Annotated in this window: 17 protein-coding genes; 6 read left to right on the top strand and 11 right to left on the bottom strand. The window is 29.8% G+C overall.

Annotated features, from left to right (window positions below):
• Positions 1–130: 130 nt before the first annotated feature.
• The gene (gloA2, locus tag AAGV33_RS08845; protein ID WP_373391612.1) at positions 131–520 is read right to left on the bottom strand and encodes an SMU1112c/YaeR family gloxylase I-like metalloprotein; all 390 of its coding nucleotides are present in this window, start codon (positions 518–520) and stop codon (positions 131–133) included.
• 17 nt (positions 521–537) lie between these two features.
• Positions 538–1,098, bottom strand: a complete 561-nt coding sequence (locus AAGV33_RS08850) for a sugar O-acetyltransferase (RefSeq protein ID WP_373391613.1) — start codon at positions 1,096–1,098, stop codon at positions 538–540.
• A gap of 1,160 nt (positions 1,099–2,258) precedes the next feature.
• Here AAGV33_RS08850 and AAGV33_RS08855 point away from each other — a divergent pair.
• Entirely contained in the window at positions 2,259–2,735 is a 477-nt protein-coding gene (locus tag AAGV33_RS08855) for a redoxin domain-containing protein (RefSeq protein ID WP_373391614.1), read from the top strand.
• Between the two features lie 12 nt (positions 2,736–2,747).
• Entirely contained in the window at positions 2,748–3,353 is a 606-nt protein-coding gene (locus AAGV33_RS08860; RefSeq protein WP_373391615.1) for a thioredoxin family protein, read from the top strand.
• A 53-nt stretch (positions 3,354–3,406) separates the two neighbouring features.
• Here AAGV33_RS08860 and AAGV33_RS08865 read toward each other — a convergent pair whose 3' ends face one another.
• The 6 genes from AAGV33_RS08865 to AAGV33_RS08890 all read right to left on the bottom strand — a co-directional run bounded on the left by AAGV33_RS08865 (position 3,407) and on the right by AAGV33_RS08890 (position 7,932).
• Complete coding sequence (locus AAGV33_RS08865; protein ID WP_373391616.1) at positions 3,407–4,177, bottom strand: CDP-alcohol phosphatidyltransferase family protein; 771 nt, start codon at positions 4,175–4,177, stop codon at positions 3,407–3,409.
• Positions 4,178–4,232: 55 nt separating this feature from the next.
• The gene (locus AAGV33_RS08870) at positions 4,233–5,252 is read right to left on the bottom strand and encodes a COX15/CtaA family protein (protein ID WP_373391617.1); all 1,020 of its coding nucleotides are present in this window, start codon (positions 5,250–5,252) and stop codon (positions 4,233–4,235) included.
• 8 nt (positions 5,253–5,260) lie between these two features.
• Positions 5,261–5,455, bottom strand: a complete 195-nt coding sequence (locus AAGV33_RS08875) for a hypothetical protein (protein ID WP_373391618.1) — start codon at positions 5,453–5,455, stop codon at positions 5,261–5,263.
• Positions 5,456–5,529: 74 nt separating this feature from the next.
• Positions 5,530–5,835 carry a hypothetical protein gene (locus AAGV33_RS08880; RefSeq protein WP_373391619.1) on the bottom strand — a complete coding sequence of 102 codons (306 nt, stop codon included), beginning with the start codon at positions 5,833–5,835 and terminating at the stop codon, positions 5,530–5,532.
• Between the two features lie 42 nt (positions 5,836–5,877).
• Positions 5,878–7,293 (bottom strand): CCA tRNA nucleotidyltransferase, encoded by a 1,416-nt coding sequence (locus AAGV33_RS08885; RefSeq protein WP_373391620.1) that lies wholly within the window; start codon positions 7,291–7,293, stop codon positions 5,878–5,880.
• Positions 7,294–7,362: 69 nt separating this feature from the next.
• Entirely contained in the window at positions 7,363–7,932 is a 570-nt protein-coding gene (locus AAGV33_RS08890) for an L-threonylcarbamoyladenylate synthase (protein ID WP_373391621.1), read from the bottom strand.
• Between the two features lie 321 nt (positions 7,933–8,253).
• Between AAGV33_RS08890 and AAGV33_RS08895 the strand changes: the two genes are divergently transcribed.
• The gene (locus AAGV33_RS08895; protein WP_373391622.1) at positions 8,254–10,086 is read left to right on the top strand and encodes an ABC transporter ATP-binding protein; all 1,833 of its coding nucleotides are present in this window, start codon (positions 8,254–8,256) and stop codon (positions 10,084–10,086) included.
• A 23-nt stretch (positions 10,087–10,109) separates the two neighbouring features.
• On the top strand, positions 10,110–11,360 hold the full coding sequence (locus tag AAGV33_RS08900) for a glycosyltransferase (protein ID WP_373391623.1): 1,251 nt from the start codon (positions 10,110–10,112) through the stop codon (positions 11,358–11,360).
• Positions 11,361–11,380: 20 nt separating this feature from the next.
• On the opposite strand, the gene AAGV33_RS08905 is transcribed toward AAGV33_RS08900, so the two are convergent.
• Both AAGV33_RS08905 and AAGV33_RS08910 read right to left on the bottom strand, forming a co-directional pair.
• On the bottom strand, positions 11,381–12,613 hold the full coding sequence (locus AAGV33_RS08905) for a glycosyltransferase (RefSeq protein WP_373391624.1): 1,233 nt from the start codon (positions 12,611–12,613) through the stop codon (positions 11,381–11,383).
• Positions 12,614–12,617: 4 nt separating this feature from the next.
• Positions 12,618–13,805, bottom strand: a complete 1,188-nt coding sequence (locus AAGV33_RS08910) for a glycosyltransferase (RefSeq protein ID WP_373391625.1) — start codon at positions 13,803–13,805, stop codon at positions 12,618–12,620.
• A gap of 451 nt (positions 13,806–14,256) precedes the next feature.
• Between AAGV33_RS08910 and AAGV33_RS08915 the strand changes: the two genes are divergently transcribed.
• Together AAGV33_RS08915 and AAGV33_RS08920 are read left to right on the top strand one after the other, a co-directional pair.
• Positions 14,257–15,042 carry a DUF5672 family protein gene (locus AAGV33_RS08915; RefSeq protein ID WP_373391626.1) on the top strand — a complete coding sequence of 262 codons (786 nt, stop codon included), beginning with the start codon at positions 14,257–14,259 and terminating at the stop codon, positions 15,040–15,042.
• 21 nt (positions 15,043–15,063) lie between these two features.
• Positions 15,064–15,834: a lipopolysaccharide kinase InaA family protein gene (locus AAGV33_RS08920; protein ID WP_373391627.1), complete on the top strand. Its 771-nt coding sequence runs from the start codon at positions 15,064–15,066 to the stop codon at positions 15,832–15,834.
• 3 nt (positions 15,835–15,837) lie between these two features.
• Here AAGV33_RS08920 and AAGV33_RS08925 read toward each other — a convergent pair whose 3' ends face one another.
• A complete protein-coding gene (locus AAGV33_RS08925) occupies positions 15,838–16,875 on the bottom strand; it encodes a UDP-N-acetylglucosamine 2-epimerase (protein WP_373391628.1) in 1,038 nt (345 codons plus the stop codon).

Here is a 16,875-nt window from a genome sequence, read left to right on the forward strand (position 1 = left end):
AACAAGTTTTTTTTAACTATAGAAAAACATTTAATATTTGTTTTTGATTTGTATTAATGATAAGATTTTACAATGAGAGAGTTTATTAATCTGAGTTTTTTCAGGTTTAGAAATGAATTAAATTAAGAAATTAAAGTTCGTAGAATTCGATAGGTAAAAGATCAGGGTCGGCTATGAATGTAAATCGTTTTTCAGTGAATTCGTCTACGCGAATGGGTTCTGCGTCAATGTTTTTCGAATTTAAAAAAGAAACAGTTTGGTCTAAGTTTTCAACGGCAAAAGCCAAATGGCGTAATCCTTGCGCTTCTGGCCTGGAAGGTCTTTCGGGAGGATTAGGGAAAGAGAATAATTCGATACAATAATTTCCGTTCAAAGCTAAATCAAGTTTGTAGGACTTTCTTTCTTTACGATATACTTCGCGAACAATTTCTAGTCCGAGTATTTCAGTGTAAAACCGTTTTGATTTTTCGTAGTCCGAACAAATAATGGCGATATGGTGAATGTGTTTTAGTTGAATCATTTTTTGGAATAGCTAGATTATTCTTGATTTAATTTCCGAATTACTTTGGCAGGATTGCCTACAGCAAGAGAATTGTCAGGGATGTTTTTAGTCACGATCGAACCAGCTCCAATTACACATCCATTTCCAATTGTTACTCCAGGACAAATTACCGAATTACCACCTATCCAACAATCGTCTCCAATGGTTATTGGTAAGGCATTTTCAAGTGTCTTTCTAAGTTCAGCATCGAGTGGGTGAGTGGCGGTATAAAGTTGAACGCCGGGAGCAAAAAACACGTTGGAGCCAATAGTCACTTTAGTGCAATCTAGCACCACACAATTTACATTGAAGTAAACATTTTCTCCGCAAATAATATTGTATCCATAGTCACAATGAAAAGGTGGTTCGATGTATAAATTAGGTCCCGCATTTGGAATTAATTCTTTTAAAATTTCTCTTGCTTTTTTTGTTAATCGGTATTCGGTTACGTTCAATCTATGTAATAAATTTTTAGCTTTTCTTCGCTCTTTTACTAGAGTAGGATCGCCTGCTAAATAGTACTCTCCTTCAATCATTTTTTCTTTTTCTGAACTCATCTTTTTTAAGGTTTTTATAGGGTGTTTTTTGTTGCTTTTTTAAGCTGTAAAATAGAACTGTTTTTGAGCTGAAAAATGGACTTGATTTTTGCTTCGAAAATACCCTTTTTTTTAATTCGTTTTTACTTCTTGTAAATATAGTTTAAAAATACAGAATAGCCTGTTTCAAGTTTAAGCTTTTTAGAAAGTTGTAACGAGAAAAGAGTAGGTAGTTGTGTTTTGTAATCTTGTTATGGCTTAATAAAATGATTGATCAAAAGATGATTTTAATGGGAGGTGATTGGTGATTTTTTTGCCATTTTGAGGGTTCTCTTTTCAATGTTTATCATTTAAAGTTTTTGTTTAAGTAAAAGCATTTTGTTTTAATTTATGTGTCCTGTTTTAGTTTTAGATTGATTTTTCAGGAATGCTAATGACTTATTTTATTCTAAATTATTCAGTTAGTTTTAAAGTTTAATTAATTATATATAAAATACTGGAATTTAATTTTTTAAAATATACTATAGATTATTTCTATAGTCATTGTTTATTAGTTCTTTAGTGATTTTACTTAATTTTAGAAGATAATATTTTAGAATTTATACTCTGTTACTTAAAAAATATAAATTCATTTTTTCAAAGTTATTGTTTTGTAAAAGTATATTTTTTATTTTGTAAAAAAAGTATTTTAGATAATTTTATTATACGTTTTGCTATTAGTAATAAATGATTTTTTAAATACTCTTTTTTGTTGAGTTTTTCTTTTAATTAAGAGTTTTTTTTTAGAGCTAATTTTTTCGGTATAATTTTGAATTGTTTTTTTGAGCTGTACTTTTATCTTTTTTACAGTTGCTTTTTCTGGAATAAAAAAGGAAAAATAATGTTGCTTTTTTTAGGTTTTTAAAGTTCGCTTTTTTGCCTAAAAACAGGTGTTGAAAACGGCTTCAAAATGAGCTTAAAAACGACTCTGAAAACTTATGTTTTTTAGTGTTAAATTATTACCAAATCGATACTCGTTTTTAGTTATAAAAGGTGTCTTTTTTTTATTCAAAAGGAGTTTGAAAACGTATAGTTGAGGTCTTGATTTTGGGAAATTGGCACTAATAATTTTTTGTTAAGGGTGCACCAAAAACAACTTAAAGATTGTAAATTCGTTCGATTAAAATTTTTAAAAAATAGATATGAAATATTATATTTTGTTTGCCGTGATGTTTCTTTTTTCGGTTCAAATTCAAGCTCAAAAAATTGCCGTTTATGATAATTATGCTGCTTTAGAGAAAGCAGTTTTAAGCGATACTAGTATAACTTATGTAGTCAACTTTTGGGCTACCTGGTGTGCTCCTTGTGTGAAGGAATTACCCCATTTCGAACAACTCAATTCAGAAAATAAAAACGTGAAAGTGGTGCTTGTAAGTTTGGATTTTAAGAATCAATACGAAGCAAAATTGTTGACTTTTTTGAAAAAGAAAGCCATCAAATCAGAAGTAGTTTTACTAACAGATAAGGATTATAATACTTGGCTTCCGGCTGTAGATAAAGATTGGTCGGGCTCAATTCCGGCAACTTTAATCATTAAAAACGGGAAAAAAGTTTTTGTAGAAAAGATGTTTGCCAGCTATGAAGAATTAAATGAATATGTAAATTCAAATATTAACTAACAATTTTATACCATGAAAATTTTACCAGCTCTTTTATTATTTGTTTCTGTCTTTTTAGGGACAGCTTTTACTTCAAATGTGCCAACGCCTTACAAAATTGGCGATACAGCCACTGATTTTAAATTAAAATCGGTTGATGGGAAAATGTATGGAATGTCCGATTATAAGAGCGCAAAAGGCTTTATAGTCGTTTTTACTTGTAATCATTGTCCTTTTGCTGTAAAGTATGAAGACAGAATCAATGATTTGGCTAAAAAATACAAATCAAAAGGATATATTTTATTAGCGATTAATCCAAATGATCCAGCGGTTCAAGCCGAAGATAGCTTCGAATTAATGAAAGTTAGAGCGAAAGAAAAAGGATTTGCTTTTCCGTACTTATTTGACGAAGGGCAAAGGATTTATCCGCAATATGGCGCTACAAAAACACCTCATGTTTTTTTATTGGATAAAAATCGTGTGGTAAAGTACATTGGAGCTATAGATGATAATGTGGATAGCGCTGCTGATGTAAAAGAAAAATACCTTGAAAATGCTATTGCGGCTTTAGAAAGTGGTAAAACTCCTTCGCCAGAAACTACAAAAGCAATTGGCTGTTCAATTAAAACTAAAAAATAACATTACAAAATCATTCGTAAAAAAGAGTAAAGACCGTTCGTTTTTACTCTTTTTTATTTGATATAAACTCTTCGAATTCCTATTAAAACAAAAATCAAAAGGGAATAACCAATAAAAAAGGGAACAATCATTTCGATCCAGCCTAGAGGCAATAAAACGGCAATTAATAATAATTGAAAACCCAATCCGTACAAAGAAACAAAGGTCATAAACCAGTTTGGAAATGTTTTTACCTTATAAGCTTCGGGATCTAAAGTGTGAATGATTTTGTCGAAAATTCCATAAACAACAGTGTAAATTTGGAACAAAAAATCAACTGATTTTTGACTTTCTCCAGGAAGTGCTTTTGGCGATTTGTATTCGAAAATCTTACTGGTAGCATCGCCTCCAACAGACTTTGTTCTGAGAATGACATAATAATAGTTGTATAAAGTTCCTTGCAATTGAATACAACAAAACGACAATAGCGTTAACCAAAGCGATGTAGTAGAAACGTAGCAAATGGTTATGAAAAACAAAAAGTTGAGGATAATATCAAAAATACTATCCAGATATCTTCCAGTGTAAGACGGCGTGTTTTTTATTCGAGCCAATTCTCCATCAGCGGCATCAATGATTGACTTTAAAAGGATAAAAAATCCAGCCCAAACATAGTGATTGGTCAGAATACAATAAATGCCCAGAATACCAGAAAAACCAAAAAGTAGCGTAACGTGAATTGGAGTAAATCGGGTATTTTTTAATGAATTGGCAAGTAATTTACCAAAAGGTCTTCCATAATCGGATAAATCCAGAAATTTATCTTCGGCAGCAAGTTTAGACATTCAAAATGTATCAAAAACAACATATTGCGACAATATAGTCAGATGCAAAGATAGTTTATAAAATTGTTTTCTTGCGTTTTGATTCTAAAATCATATAAAATTGAACTCCAAATAGTAGTGTTGCCAGCACAATATGGATGGTTTGTGTTCCAAAAGGAAAATGAAAATAATACATTGCAATTCCAGAAATGATTTCGATGGAAAGTAAAATCATTACCCAATTCATTTTTGAGAAACCTAAATTGAGTTTTCTATTTCGGGAAAACAAATACAAATTGGCTAACAAAACTATAATTGAAAATGTTCGGTGAATGTAAAATGATATACTCGGATTTTGAAGCCATAAAATTTCAGGTGCGCCAGTTTTCGAAATAGTGTCTATATCTTCCCTCACACTTGTTCCTAAAACGACTTGGATTAACGTTAAAATTAAAGAAATGATTAAAAACCAGTGAAATTTAGTATCAAAAATTAGTGATTTTCGGTTGTTTTGAACAGCATAGATAGTGATTAATTGAAAAGCAACAATCAATAAAGCAGCCAACATGTGCGTAGTAATTTTAACAGGATTCAAAACGGAATCGACTACTGTTTTTCCTAACCATGCCTGAAACCCCATTAAAATACAAACCAAGAAAGTAAGTAAAATTAGTTTTTTATTGTCTTTCCAAAAACCAAAAGAAAGGATAAACGTAACGATACAAGCTATTCCAGCCAAAGCGCCGCACAATCGATTAATGTATTCTACCCAAGTGTGTAACGGATTGAAAACTGCGTAATCGTGTTTGGTGTATTTTTCCCAATTTGATGTATCAAAAGTAGATTTTGATGTAAAACTGCTTTTAGCAACCAATAATGATTCGTCTTTTATGATTACTTGTCCTTTGTTGTATTCTTTACCAGCAGTAAAAAGTAATTCTTTTTCCTCTGTTGGCGGAATATAATATCCAAAACATTTTGGCCAATCAGGGCAACCCATTCCGGAACCAGTTAATCGGACAAATGCGCCCGCAAAAATGACAAGATATACAAGAATTAAAGCTATTTTGGCTGATTTTAAAAAGTGTTTTTTCAAGGCGGATATTATTTTATTGGAAAATTTTCAGGGTTTTGTCTGGTGTCCCAGATGTCTAAAACTTTTATATTTAATTCGGTTATTTCAAAAATTAAATAGTAATCTTTAACTAGTATTGCTCGGATGTTTTCTTTTTTTGTAGCGATGGATGCTTCGGGGAAATTTTCTGCATTACTCAATGTTGCAATGAAGAGTTTATTCAATTTTTGGCTATAAAGGGTTGATTTATTTCGATTATTCCAATAACGAAAAATACTTTTTTTGGCAAGTACTGCGTTTATTGTCCAATCAATCTTTCGTCTTCTTCTTTGAACCATTTTTGCATTTCTTTTTCGTCCTCTTCTTCAGTTAAATATTCTCCATTTTCAACTTGTTTTAAAGCAATATCTATTCTTTTTTGTTGCCATTTGTTAAAAACATAAATTTTTTCAGAAGTCTCTTTTTCGTATGTAGAAGTTGGTTCGTTAGCAGCAGCATATGGCTCATAAGAGTCAATAATTTCTTTAATTCTATTCAAAAGAATCAAATCATTAGTAGCTATAATTTTTGCTATTAGTTCTAGTTTTAATTCGGCTAAATTCATATCCCGTAAATTTTTATAAAATTAATGAATAGTAAGTAGAATTTAAACTTTTTTCAATCCTAATTTCTCGGCTCTTTTCAATACAAAATTGTAGGCAGCTTCGTATTCATTTGGGATTTCGCCCTCTAGAATTGCTTCTTTAACCGCTTCTTTAAGAACACCAATTTCTCTGGAAGGTTTTAGGTTGAAAATTTCCATAATTTCTTCTCCAGAAATAGGAGGTTGGAAATTACGAACACTATCACGTTCCTCAACTTCAACTATTTTTTTGCGTACAATAACAAAATTATTGTGGTATTTTTTGAATTTATTTGGGTTTTTAGTCGTGATATCGGCTTCACAAAGCGTCATTAAATCTTCGACGTCTTCACCAGCGTCAAAAACCAATCTGCGTACTGCCGAATCAGTCACAATATCTTGAGATAAAACGATAGGTCGAGAACTCATCATGACCATTTTTTGCACGAATTTCATTTTTTGGTTCAATGGCATGTGCAAGCGTTCAAATAGTTTTTTGACCATTTTCCCACCTAAAAACTCATGTCCGTGAAAAGTCCAGCCTTGTTTTTTATTGAATTTTTTAGTTGGTGCTTTTCCAATATCGTGCAATAATGCAGCCCATCGCAACCAAACATCATCTGTATTAGGACAAATGTTGTCAACTACTTCTAAGGTGTGATAAAAATTGTTTTTATGAGTGTGTCCTTCAATTTCTTCTACCTGATTTAAAGCCGTTAATTCGGGTAAAATGATGTCTAAAAGACCAGTTCTATAAAGTAATAAGAATCCAATAGACGGTTTTGCAGTCGAAAGGATCTTGTTTAATTCGTCTACAATGCGTTCGCCAGAAATGATTTTGATTCTTTCAGCGTTTTTTGTGATGGATTGAAATGAATTTGCTTCAATTTCGAAATTCAGTTGCGTAGCAAAACGAATGGCTCTTAACATTCGCAATGGATCATCAGAAAAGGTAATGTCTGGATCTAAAGGTGTTTTTAGAATCTTATTTTCGATGTCAATCAAACCTCCAAAAGGATCTAGTAATTCACCAAAATTGCTTTTACTTAAAGATAATGCTAATGCGTTTATGGTAAAATCGCGACGGTTCTGGTCGTCTTCTAATGTTCCATTCTCCACAATAGGATTTCTGCTGTGGTGCGTGTAAGATTCTTTTCGTGCTCCTACAAATTCGATTTCTGTATCTTCAAAACGCAACATAGCGGTTCCATAGGTTTTAAAAACCTGAACTTTAGGTTTCTTTGGAAGTAATTCAGAGACTTTTAAAGCCAATTCAATTCCGCTGCCTACAGCAACAATATCGATGTCTTTTTTAAAGTCTCTTTTTAAAATTAAATCCCTAACAAAACCTCCAATAACGTAGCTTTCAACGTTGAGCGCTTTGGATGCTTGAGAAATAACTTCAAAAATGGTATTATGTAAGGCTGATTTGTAGTTCATGAAAATTTTCAATTGAAAAATTCCAAATTCCAAAGCGTTTTTGGGATTTGGGATTTGTTTTTTTGGAATTTATTTCCTTATCACTTTTACCTGAGAATCATTAGTCAATTTTATAATTGTTGACGGATTCTGGCAAATTTTTTCGCGATGCAAATTTACAACATAGTCCACGCCTTTTATAATTTCGGGACTAATTTCTTTGAAACTTCTTGGAGTGGGTTGACCTGAAATATTAGCAGAAGTTGATACTAAAGGTTTTTTCATTCGTTCCAATAATTTAAAACAAAAAGGTTCTTTGATTAATCGAATTCCTAAGGTTTTGTCTGAAGCAACTAGATTGGGAGCCACATTTCTGGGATTATCCAGAATTAGTGTCGTTGGTTTTTCAGATAAATCCATGATTTGCCAGGCTACTTCAGGGATTTCTTTAAAAACGTTGTACATCATTTTTTCGCCATTCATCAAAACAATCATGCTTTTTGTTTCTTCGCGCTGTTTTAAAGCGTAAATTTTGGCTATTGCTTCAGGATTAGTGGCATCACAGCCGATTCCCCAAACCGTGTCGGTAGGATAGAGGATGATTCCGCCTTCTTTGATTATTTCGTAAGCTTTGTGGACTTCTTCGTTAAGATTTTCCATTTTTTATTTAAAATTCAAGTGACAAATTTATGCTTACAAAGGAACGAAAAAAAAATCTAGAAATCTCATTTTTTGAAAGCTTGTGATTAGTTAAAAAGATTGATTTGGTTAATAAAATCAAAATTTTGATATTGAAAATTATCTTTTAAATTGACAAATTTGAAATTCTATAATTATTGTTTTTTTTAGTATTTAATTATGCCTTTTGTAAGTTTATTCATGAATGCTTTTTCTGGTTTTAAAACTATTTTAATTTTATCTTTGCACAAAAATTATTGACCTCAAAAATAATTAGGTTAGTCTTTAATCTAAAATCATTCAATGAAAAATTTCAAACGCTTTTTAAAGTATTTAGTACCACATAGAAGAAATTTAATAATCAGTATCGTTTTCAATGTTTTATATGCCTTTTTTTCGGCTATTTCGATGCTATCGCTTTTTCCCTTAATGAAAGTATTGTTTTCTGATGGTGAAAAAGTACATGTAAAACCCGTTTATGAAGGTTTTAAAAGTTTAGATAAAAGCTACTTAGAAAATTCATTAAACTATTTTATTACTCATAATACTGAAACCAATGGCGCTTTAAGCACTTTAATATGGATGGTTGTATTTGTTTTGACTACTTTTTTGTTGAAAAATCTTTTCAATTTTATTTCGATAGTTTACATGACGTATTTGAATAATGGAATTTTAAAAGATTTGAGAAATGATGTGTATCAAAAAGTAATCAGTTTGCCTGTTTCTTTTTTTTCTAATGAAAGAAAAGGAGATTTGATTTCGAGAATGACCTCTGATATTAATACGATAAAAAGTGCTTTTTTGAGTATTTTAATGATGGTGAGTGAGCCATTGACTATTGTCTTTACATTAGCATCTATGCTTTTTATCAGTTGGAAATTGACCATTTTTGTATTTCTTTTTCTACCTGTTTCTGGGTTTTTAATATCCAGAATGAGTAAATCGATCAAAAGCCAATCGGGTGATATTTTTTCATTAGAAGGACATTTATTATCTGATATTGAAGAAACTCTTGGAGGAATAAAAGTGATTAAAAACTTTACTTCGGAGCAATTTTTTATACGTCGTTATTTTAATTCCACAGAATACATAAATAATTTGAACAATAAAATTGGAGTTCGAATGAGTTTGGCAGGTCCAATGAGTGAATTTTTAGGGATTTTTGTAATCTCTATTTTGTTAGTTTATGGAGGATCTTTGGTGTTAATTGATGGTTCGATGAGTGGAAGTGCTTTTATTGCTTATATGGGATTAGCCTATCAAATTTTGACACCAGCTAAGGCAATTACAAAGGCAAATCAAGCTTTAATGGGAGGAAATGCCGCTTATGAGAGAGTTGCTTTTATTTTAGACGCAACCAATCCGCTAAAAGACAATCTTGATGCTATAGCGATTACCGAATTTAAAAATGAAATTAAGTTTACTAATGTTTCGTTTAAGTACGATTCGGAATATGTTTTAAGAGATTTTAATCTAACGGTACCAAAAGGTAAAAGAGTGGCATTAGTAGGAGAATCGGGAAGTGGGAAATCGACTTTGGCAAATTTAGTTACTCGATTGTATGACGTTACTGAAGGAAGTATCACTTTTGATGGTGTCAATATCAAGGAGGTTACAACAGATTCGCTAAGGAAACAAATGGGAATTGTAGCTCAGGATTCTATTTTATTTAATGATACTATTGCTAATAATATTTCGTTAAGTATTGATAATCCTAATATGGAAGCGATTATAAGTGCTGCTAAAGTGGCGAATGCTCATAATTTTATTTCAGAATTTCCAGAGCAATACAACAGTCCTGTAGGTGATGGAGGCGGAATGTTATCTGGAGGACAACGTCAGCGTGTGGCGATTGCAAGAGCGGTAATGAAAAATCCTCCAATAATGATTTTGGATGAAGCTACATCGGCATTGGATACCGAATCGGAAAAATTGGTACAAGTTGGATTAGAAAACATGATGGAAAACAGAACCTCGATTGTTATTGCACACCGTTTGTCAACCATTCAAAATGCCGATTTAATTGTAGTGATGAGCAAAGGTAGAATTGTAGAACAAGGTACTCACGAAGAGTTATTGAAAAGGAAAGGGAATTATGCTAATTTGGTTAGTTTGCAGTCTTTGGAGGTGAATTAGAGTTTAATATTTGAAAAAAAAGAATGAATAAGTTAGATTTAGGTGTTAATGTTGTAGGTTATATTGATGGCGAATTTGGTTTAGGTGAAGCAGTACGATTGAACCTGAAAGCAATGGAATCAGTAGGTTTGCCTTATGCTAAGATTGATTATTTGAAATTAAAAAAAGGAACTATTAATGAAGATAGCTTTAAATATAGTATCAATCTAATTCAATTATCCCTAAACGATATTTCTGATTTTTTTTCAGGAATTCAAACTACTTCCTTTTTAAATAGATATAATATTTTGTTTCTTGTTTGGGAATCAGAATATGTTCCTGAGGAAATACAAAAAACACTTCACTTATTTCATGAAATATGGACTCCATCAACGTATTGCAGGGATATTTTCAGGCAACATTTCTTGGGGCCAATTATGACGGTTCCGCATCCTGTTGAAGTTGATTTAACTCCTTTGGTAAAAAAAGGCTTTCTAGATATATACGATAATCAAAAATACAGTTTCTTGTTTATCTTTAATTTTGGAAGCTCCATAAAAAGGAAAAATACCTTGTTTTTAATTCAGTCTTTTATTAAAGCTTTTCCAGTTGAGACTGACGTTGAGTTAATTATCAAATGTTCTAATGCAAAAAACAATCCTAAAGATTATGCTTTAGTACTAAATGAAATTAGAGGTAAATCTAATATCAAGATTGTTGACATTGATTTAGAAAAAAACGATTTAAATCATTTTATAAATCAATGTGATTGTTATGTTTCGTTGCATCATTCAGAAGGCTTTGGATTAACTCTTGCAGAAGCAATGTGTTTAGGGAAACCGACAATTGCTACAAATTATTCAGGAAATTTAGAATTTATGAATGAGGGAAATAGTTTTCTTGTAGATTATGTTATCAATTCTATAGAAAATCCTGATGTTAATTTTTGTGACAATACCATTTGGGCTGATCCTTTGTTAGATGATAGTGTTGAAAAAATGAGATTAGTTTATACGAATAAAAATTTAGCAAACGAAAAAGCTAAAAAGGCTCAAATAGATACTCAAATTAAATTATCATATAAAAGCATTGGTTCTAAAATGCTTAATAGATCAGAATCTATTAAACGAAATTTTAAAAATGCAAATGAAAGCATGATACTTTTAATCACTTATAAAAGTAGAGTGAAAGAATTAGAAGCAGAGTTAAGAAAAATCAAAAAAAGTAAGCTGATTAGCTATGTTTTAAGTTGCAAGAAAGCAATACGAACAATAAAATCAAAATATAAAAAATAGTTAAGATAAAAGCTGAAATATTACTTATTCGTTTTGGATGTTAAAATAGCTTTTAATTTTATAATTATATTTTTTTCATATTTCTTAATATTGTTTTTTAGCCTTATGTTTTCAGTGATTAAGTCATTGTTTTTAGCTAAATTAATATTGCCTTCTTTCATAAATGAACTTATTTTGGATAATCTAGAAAGCATTAAATCACCAATAGTTTTTTTGCTAAATGAGTTTTGTATGGTTCGTTTTGCATTTAGCTTTATGTCTTCGAGATTATTGTAATTATCATATACAAAATTTAAAACTTTTTTTGAATTCTCGATATCAGGTTCAGCATATTGATAACCTTGTTTTATAAAACCAGAATCTTTATCTTTTGTGATTAATTGATAATTGACCAAAAAACTATTTTGGTTATTCATGAATTCTAAATTTCCAGAATAGCCAGTTCCTATTACGATTTTGTTTCTCAACATAGCCTCGGCAAGAGTCAATCCAAAACCTTCAGCTCGATGTAACGAAACATAAGAATGACAAGAGTCTATGAGTTGTATGAGTTCTTTTTTAGTATAGTTCTCATTAATAATAATAATCGAGTTGTGATTTTTTGTCTGTTCTGTAAGTTTCCTATGCAGTCGTTTATTTTTTTCTAAATGGACTGTTTTTAATATTAAAACAACATTAGGATTATTAGAAAAAGTATCTAAAAAACATTGTATGAGACCATCTGTGTTTTTCCTTTCGGGTGTGCTAAGTGAATCAAATATGGATAAGAAAACAAACTTATCTTGTAATTTTATTTTAGGTTTACTTTCTTCAATCTCAATTGTTTCAATTAAATGAGGGATTTTTATAACTGGTTTGAAAGAATATGTAGCAAATACATTTTGGCAAAAACTACTAGGAACCCATATTTCATCAAAAAGAGCAAGTAATTCGATAAACTCATCTGGAAGTTTATGGAATTCCCAAGCCCAATAAGCAATATTATAAATGCTTGCTGATCTAGGAATTTTATTGTTTAACAGATAACAAGGGATATCATTGATATTTATATGATAGATGTTGATAATTTTATCATCAATATCAATAACTAAATTATTGTTTTCTTTAATAAATTGACTTTTACTCTGGCTATAATTAATTTGATTAACTGTAAAATAACTGTCTTTTAGTGCAGTAAAATTTGCTCTTGCAGCTTCAGCAATTCCTGAAGTTTTTGAAAAAGTAGCATGGTAATTAACAATGGTATTTTCCATGTTTTTATATTTCTTTTAATACAGATTTTAATTTTTCTTTGGAAAATGGATAAAGACTTTCGGTTGAATTGTCTGATAATTTAGACCAAATTTCTTTATTATTATAAAGTTTTATGATCTGGTTTGAAAATTCATCTGCAGTTTCAGAGATATACGCATTTTTTTTGTTTACTAAAAACATTCCTTCAGCTCCTATTGGGGTAGTAATTACTGGTAAGAAATACTCAAAAGATTGACCTATTTTTCCTTTTACTCCTCCGCCATAGCGTAAAGGGGCAACCATCAGCTTAGAAGAAATAAAATAAGATTCAATGTTTTCTACAAATCCTAATAAATTGAAATTAGGATGGGAGATGGAATGGATCTTGTTTTTTACATTTCCTATTACATTAACTTTGATGTTAGGTAATTTCAACCAAACTTTTGGCATAATTTCATTATATAAGTAATGAATGGCATCAATGTTTGGTTCGTGTGAGGAACCAATAAATAAAATATCATTCCTTTTTTCAAATGGAGCAATTTTATTCCCATCTATTTTACAATAATGGATGTTTGAAATTAACAGAATTTGACTTTCTTTTAAGTACTGAGACATGATTTCCTTTTCCACTTCTGATATTGCGATTACAACATCTGTTTTTTTTGCCAATTCCGTTTCAATTTTAAAATATCTATAATATTTTTTTCTTAACGAAATTCTAAAAGGTTCTAGTTCGATACCTCTTTTATATCTTAAGAAATGAATATCAATCATATCATATATGGACTTTGACTCTGGAAAATATTTTGAAAGCTTAGAAAAGTATCTATTAAGATTTTTAGGACCATTGTACCAAATGTAGTCTATGTGATGAATTGAATTTAAAAAAGCAATATAATTTTTGTGTAAATGGCTTTCTAAATAAACAATAATTCCTAGGTCATTAAAAAAGGTAACATATTTGTCAGCTTCAAAAATATTTTCTACACAAATGATGCAGTTGTAGCCCATTTCTTTGTAAGAAATAATTATTTCCTTAAGACGGTTGGAACCTGAATCCTGGTCGTATTTCGGCAATGTGTTGCTTATAAACACAATTGTTTTTTGATCTAAATTGAATTGGTCAAGATTTGGTATAAAAGTAATCCCCTGTCTTTTTAATTCTCTTTTTTTTCTAAAATGTATTTTTATAGACTTTATTATTTTCATGGTTTTTTAAATTAATCATTGATTATTAATCAGTAATGAAAATAATTTTAGATGTTATTCTTTATTATTTTAAATAAAGATGTATTAATTCTAAAAAGGTTGCTTGTGAATTTTAATAAAATAAAAAATAAGAATCCCACAAATCTTTAATGTTGTTTTTAGTGATAAAATTTCTATTTGAAATACGTTATTTTCTTAAGCTATAGCATGAATATATTAATCAAATGTTAGCATAATAATATATAAACATATTTTTTTGCAAATATATTGTTTTTCTTACACCATAAATAATTAAAATGATTTTATTTGTTCGTTATAATATTTAATTTAGAATAATCAAGTTTTTATTATTTATAAGATTATTTTTGTGATGTTAATTTCATTTTTAAGAAAAGTTCAAACAAGAATTTTGTTAAAGACTAAATAATTTTGAAATTTAAATTTAAAATATATGTCTGAACATTTAGTAAAAGTTGTTATTCCTGTCTACAGAGAATTTTTTGGCGAACTTGAAGAGAAATCATTTTTACAATGTTGTAAGGTTTTAAAAGAATATGAAATAGTAATTGTACATCCTGAAGGATTAAACCATTCCTATTTGTCTCGAGCAAACCAAAAAATAACTACAGAAAGCTTTCCTAAATACTATTTTGAATCTATTAAAGGTTATAATGAATTGCTCTTGTCTTCATTGTTTTACGAAAAGTTCTTAGACAGTGAGTACATTTTAATTTATCAATTAGATGCTTTTGTCTTTAAAGATGAACTAAGAGAATGGTGTAATAAAGGATATGATTATATTGGATCACCATGGATTGCTACACCAGTAAATTCATTAGGTATGAAAATTTTTGATAAAATTGCCAGAGTATTTTGGTCAAAAAAGAAAAAAGAGAGACAACAAATATTCTATAAAGTCGGTAATGGAGGTTTTTCTCTTAGAAAAGTTGCTTCCCATCTAACTATTACAAAAGAATATCACCAATTCATTTCTGATTTTTTAAATCAAAAAGAAAAGAAAATATATGCAATTGAAGATGTTTTTTGGTCATTGAAAGCTCCAGAGTTTGATGTTAATTTCAAAATTCCAGATTACAAAGAAGCCATTTTTTTTGGAATGGACAGGAAACCTAATCTTGCTATGAAATTAACCAATAATCTACTTCCTTTTGGTTGTCATGGGATTAATAAACCCAAAGTGATTGAGTTTTGGAGACCAATAATTGACCAATTTTAAAATCGAATTTCTATATTATTTATGACTACAAAATTTGAATCAAATAGAGCTATAATAAATCCAACTGAAGTTATTTCTATCGTGAAAAACTTTAATTCTCAAGGAACTCTTCTTGGAAATGGAAAGCGTAATATAATCAAGCTTTTCGATTTAAATGAAGAAACAATCAATATTAAATCATTTAAGATTCCTCATTTAATCAATAAGATAGCCTATAAATATTTCAGGAAATCAAAAGCCAGGCGTTCTTTTGAATTTGCCTCTAAATTAATCGAAATGCAAATTGGAACTCCAAAGCCTATTGCTTTTTTTGAGAATTATGATGCTATTGGTTTAAAAGACAGTTATTACGCTTGCGAACATTTAGAAAATGTGTTCGAGTTTAGAGATATTGTTGAAAATAAAGATTTCCAAAATAGAGAATTAATCATCCGGGAGTTCACACAATTTACGTTTGGTTTGCACGAGAAAGGAATAGAATTTTTAGATCACTCACCAGGAAACACCTTAATTAAAAAATCCACCGATGGCAAGTGTCAATTTTTTCTGGTAGATTTAAACAGAATGAATTTCCATGAATCAATGGACTTTAATTCAAGGATGAAAAATTTTAACCGACTTACGCCTCAAAAGGAGATGATTGCCATAATGAGTAACGAATATTCAAAATGGTACACTGAAAAATCTGAAACTGAAATTTTTAATAAAATGTGGCAGGAAACCCATGAATTTCAAGAAAAATTTGCTCGAAAAAAGAGATTGAAAAAGAAAATAAAATTTTGGAAAAAATAAAGTTTACCAAAATTTATAATACTTTAATGATTTTCTAATCTTGTACTTTCGGATTAAATTCCACGGTTTTGATTTTATATGCGATTTATCTTTATTAAAGAAATTAATAGAAGCATTAATTATACGTTCGCTAGATTTCCCGTCAAAATAAGGGTGTGTCAATTCGATATATTTCCGAATGGCTTTCATAACGTTGTTAGGCTTTGTCAAAGCTAAATCAATTGCATTTTCAATTTCAGTAACTTCTGTAACATTAATTAGGTGTTCAAATGGTACTTTGGTTTTAAAAGTAACTACTGGTTTTTCTTGCAGCAAAAATTCAACAATAGCAGATGTTGTATCAGAAAACATTAAATCAGCTCTTTTAAAAAGAGGTATCAAATCAGTAGTGTCAAAATAATTGAAATTTACACTTTCTAAATTTTTGAATTTAGTTTTTATTTCTTCTTCTAGTTTAGGATGTAAAACACATAGAAAATGATATTTTCCGGTATTGGATAATCTTTTTATTTCATTAAATACCAATTCGTTTTTTGCTAAGCTTAATCTTGATGTAAATGTTGAAGAAATTAAAATTACAGGCTTTTCAGTTATCATTTTTTGAACAATTGGAAACAACGGATCAACTTTCGACCATCCTGTTTCAATAACTTCAAAATAGCCGTGTTTTTTTGCCAGCTGTTCAAAAATTTCAGTAGTTGATGGACCTTGAGTAGTGTATAAATCAAAAAAACCTCGAATTTTAAAATGAGAATTCATTTCTTGACGTTTATTAGACAAAAAGCCATGAAAAATTTGAACTTTAATTCCAGGAAAAAAATGAGCAACATTGTCAGTTGCGGTTAAAACAATATCAGGACTGTATTTGATGACTTCTTCTACAGTATTAAGAACTTTTTCATTTTTAGAAAAGTACTGCTTGGTGTTTTCTATATCAGAAAACCAAAATACTTTATACCCACGTCGTTCGATTTCTTCTTGAAGCGGTTTTCCAATTGGGATACTATAAGAATAGGAAATGTAGATGAGGAATTTGTACAT

It is taken from the genome of Flavobacterium magnesitis, assembly GCF_041729735.1.
Taxonomy (GTDB): domain Bacteria; phylum Bacteroidota; class Bacteroidia; order Flavobacteriales; family Flavobacteriaceae; genus Flavobacterium; species Flavobacterium magnesitis.

Coding starts and splice junctions, on each gene's coding strand:
- gloA2 (WP_373391612.1), bottom strand. CDS start 520: ATGATTCAACTAAAACACATTCACCATATCGCCATTATTTGTTCGGAC.
- AAGV33_RS08850 (WP_373391613.1), bottom strand. CDS start 1,098: ATGAGTTCAGAAAAAGAAAAAATGATTGAAGGAGAGTACTATTTAGCA.
- AAGV33_RS08855 (WP_373391614.1), top strand. CDS start 2,259: ATGAAATATTATATTTTGTTTGCCGTGATGTTTCTTTTTTCGGTTCAA.
- AAGV33_RS08860 (WP_373391615.1), top strand. CDS start 2,748: ATGAAAATTTTACCAGCTCTTTTATTATTTGTTTCTGTCTTTTTAGGG.
- AAGV33_RS08865 (WP_373391616.1), bottom strand. CDS start 4,177: ATGTCTAAACTTGCTGCCGAAGATAAATTTCTGGATTTATCCGATTAT.
- AAGV33_RS08880 (WP_373391619.1), bottom strand. CDS start 5,835: ATGAATTTAGCCGAATTAAAACTAGAACTAATAGCAAAAATTATAGCT.
- AAGV33_RS08885 (WP_373391620.1), bottom strand. CDS start 7,293: ATGAACTACAAATCAGCCTTACATAATACCATTTTTGAAGTTATTTCT.
- AAGV33_RS08890 (WP_373391621.1), bottom strand. CDS start 7,932: ATGGAAAATCTTAACGAAGAAGTCCACAAAGCTTACGAAATAATCAAA.
- AAGV33_RS08895 (WP_373391622.1), top strand. CDS start 8,254: ATGAAAAATTTCAAACGCTTTTTAAAGTATTTAGTACCACATAGAAGA.
- AAGV33_RS08900 (WP_373391623.1), top strand. CDS start 10,110: ATGAATAAGTTAGATTTAGGTGTTAATGTTGTAGGTTATATTGATGGC.
- AAGV33_RS08905 (WP_373391624.1), bottom strand. CDS start 12,613: ATGGAAAATACCATTGTTAATTACCATGCTACTTTTTCAAAAACTTCA.
- AAGV33_RS08910 (WP_373391625.1), bottom strand. CDS start 13,805: ATGAAAATAATAAAGTCTATAAAAATACATTTTAGAAAAAAAAGAGAA.
- AAGV33_RS08915 (WP_373391626.1), top strand. CDS start 14,257: ATGTCTGAACATTTAGTAAAAGTTGTTATTCCTGTCTACAGAGAATTT.
- AAGV33_RS08920 (WP_373391627.1), top strand. CDS start 15,064: ATGACTACAAAATTTGAATCAAATAGAGCTATAATAAATCCAACTGAA.
- AAGV33_RS08925 (WP_373391628.1), bottom strand. CDS start 16,875: ATGTACAAATTCCTCATCTACATTTCCTATTCTTATAGTATCCCAATT.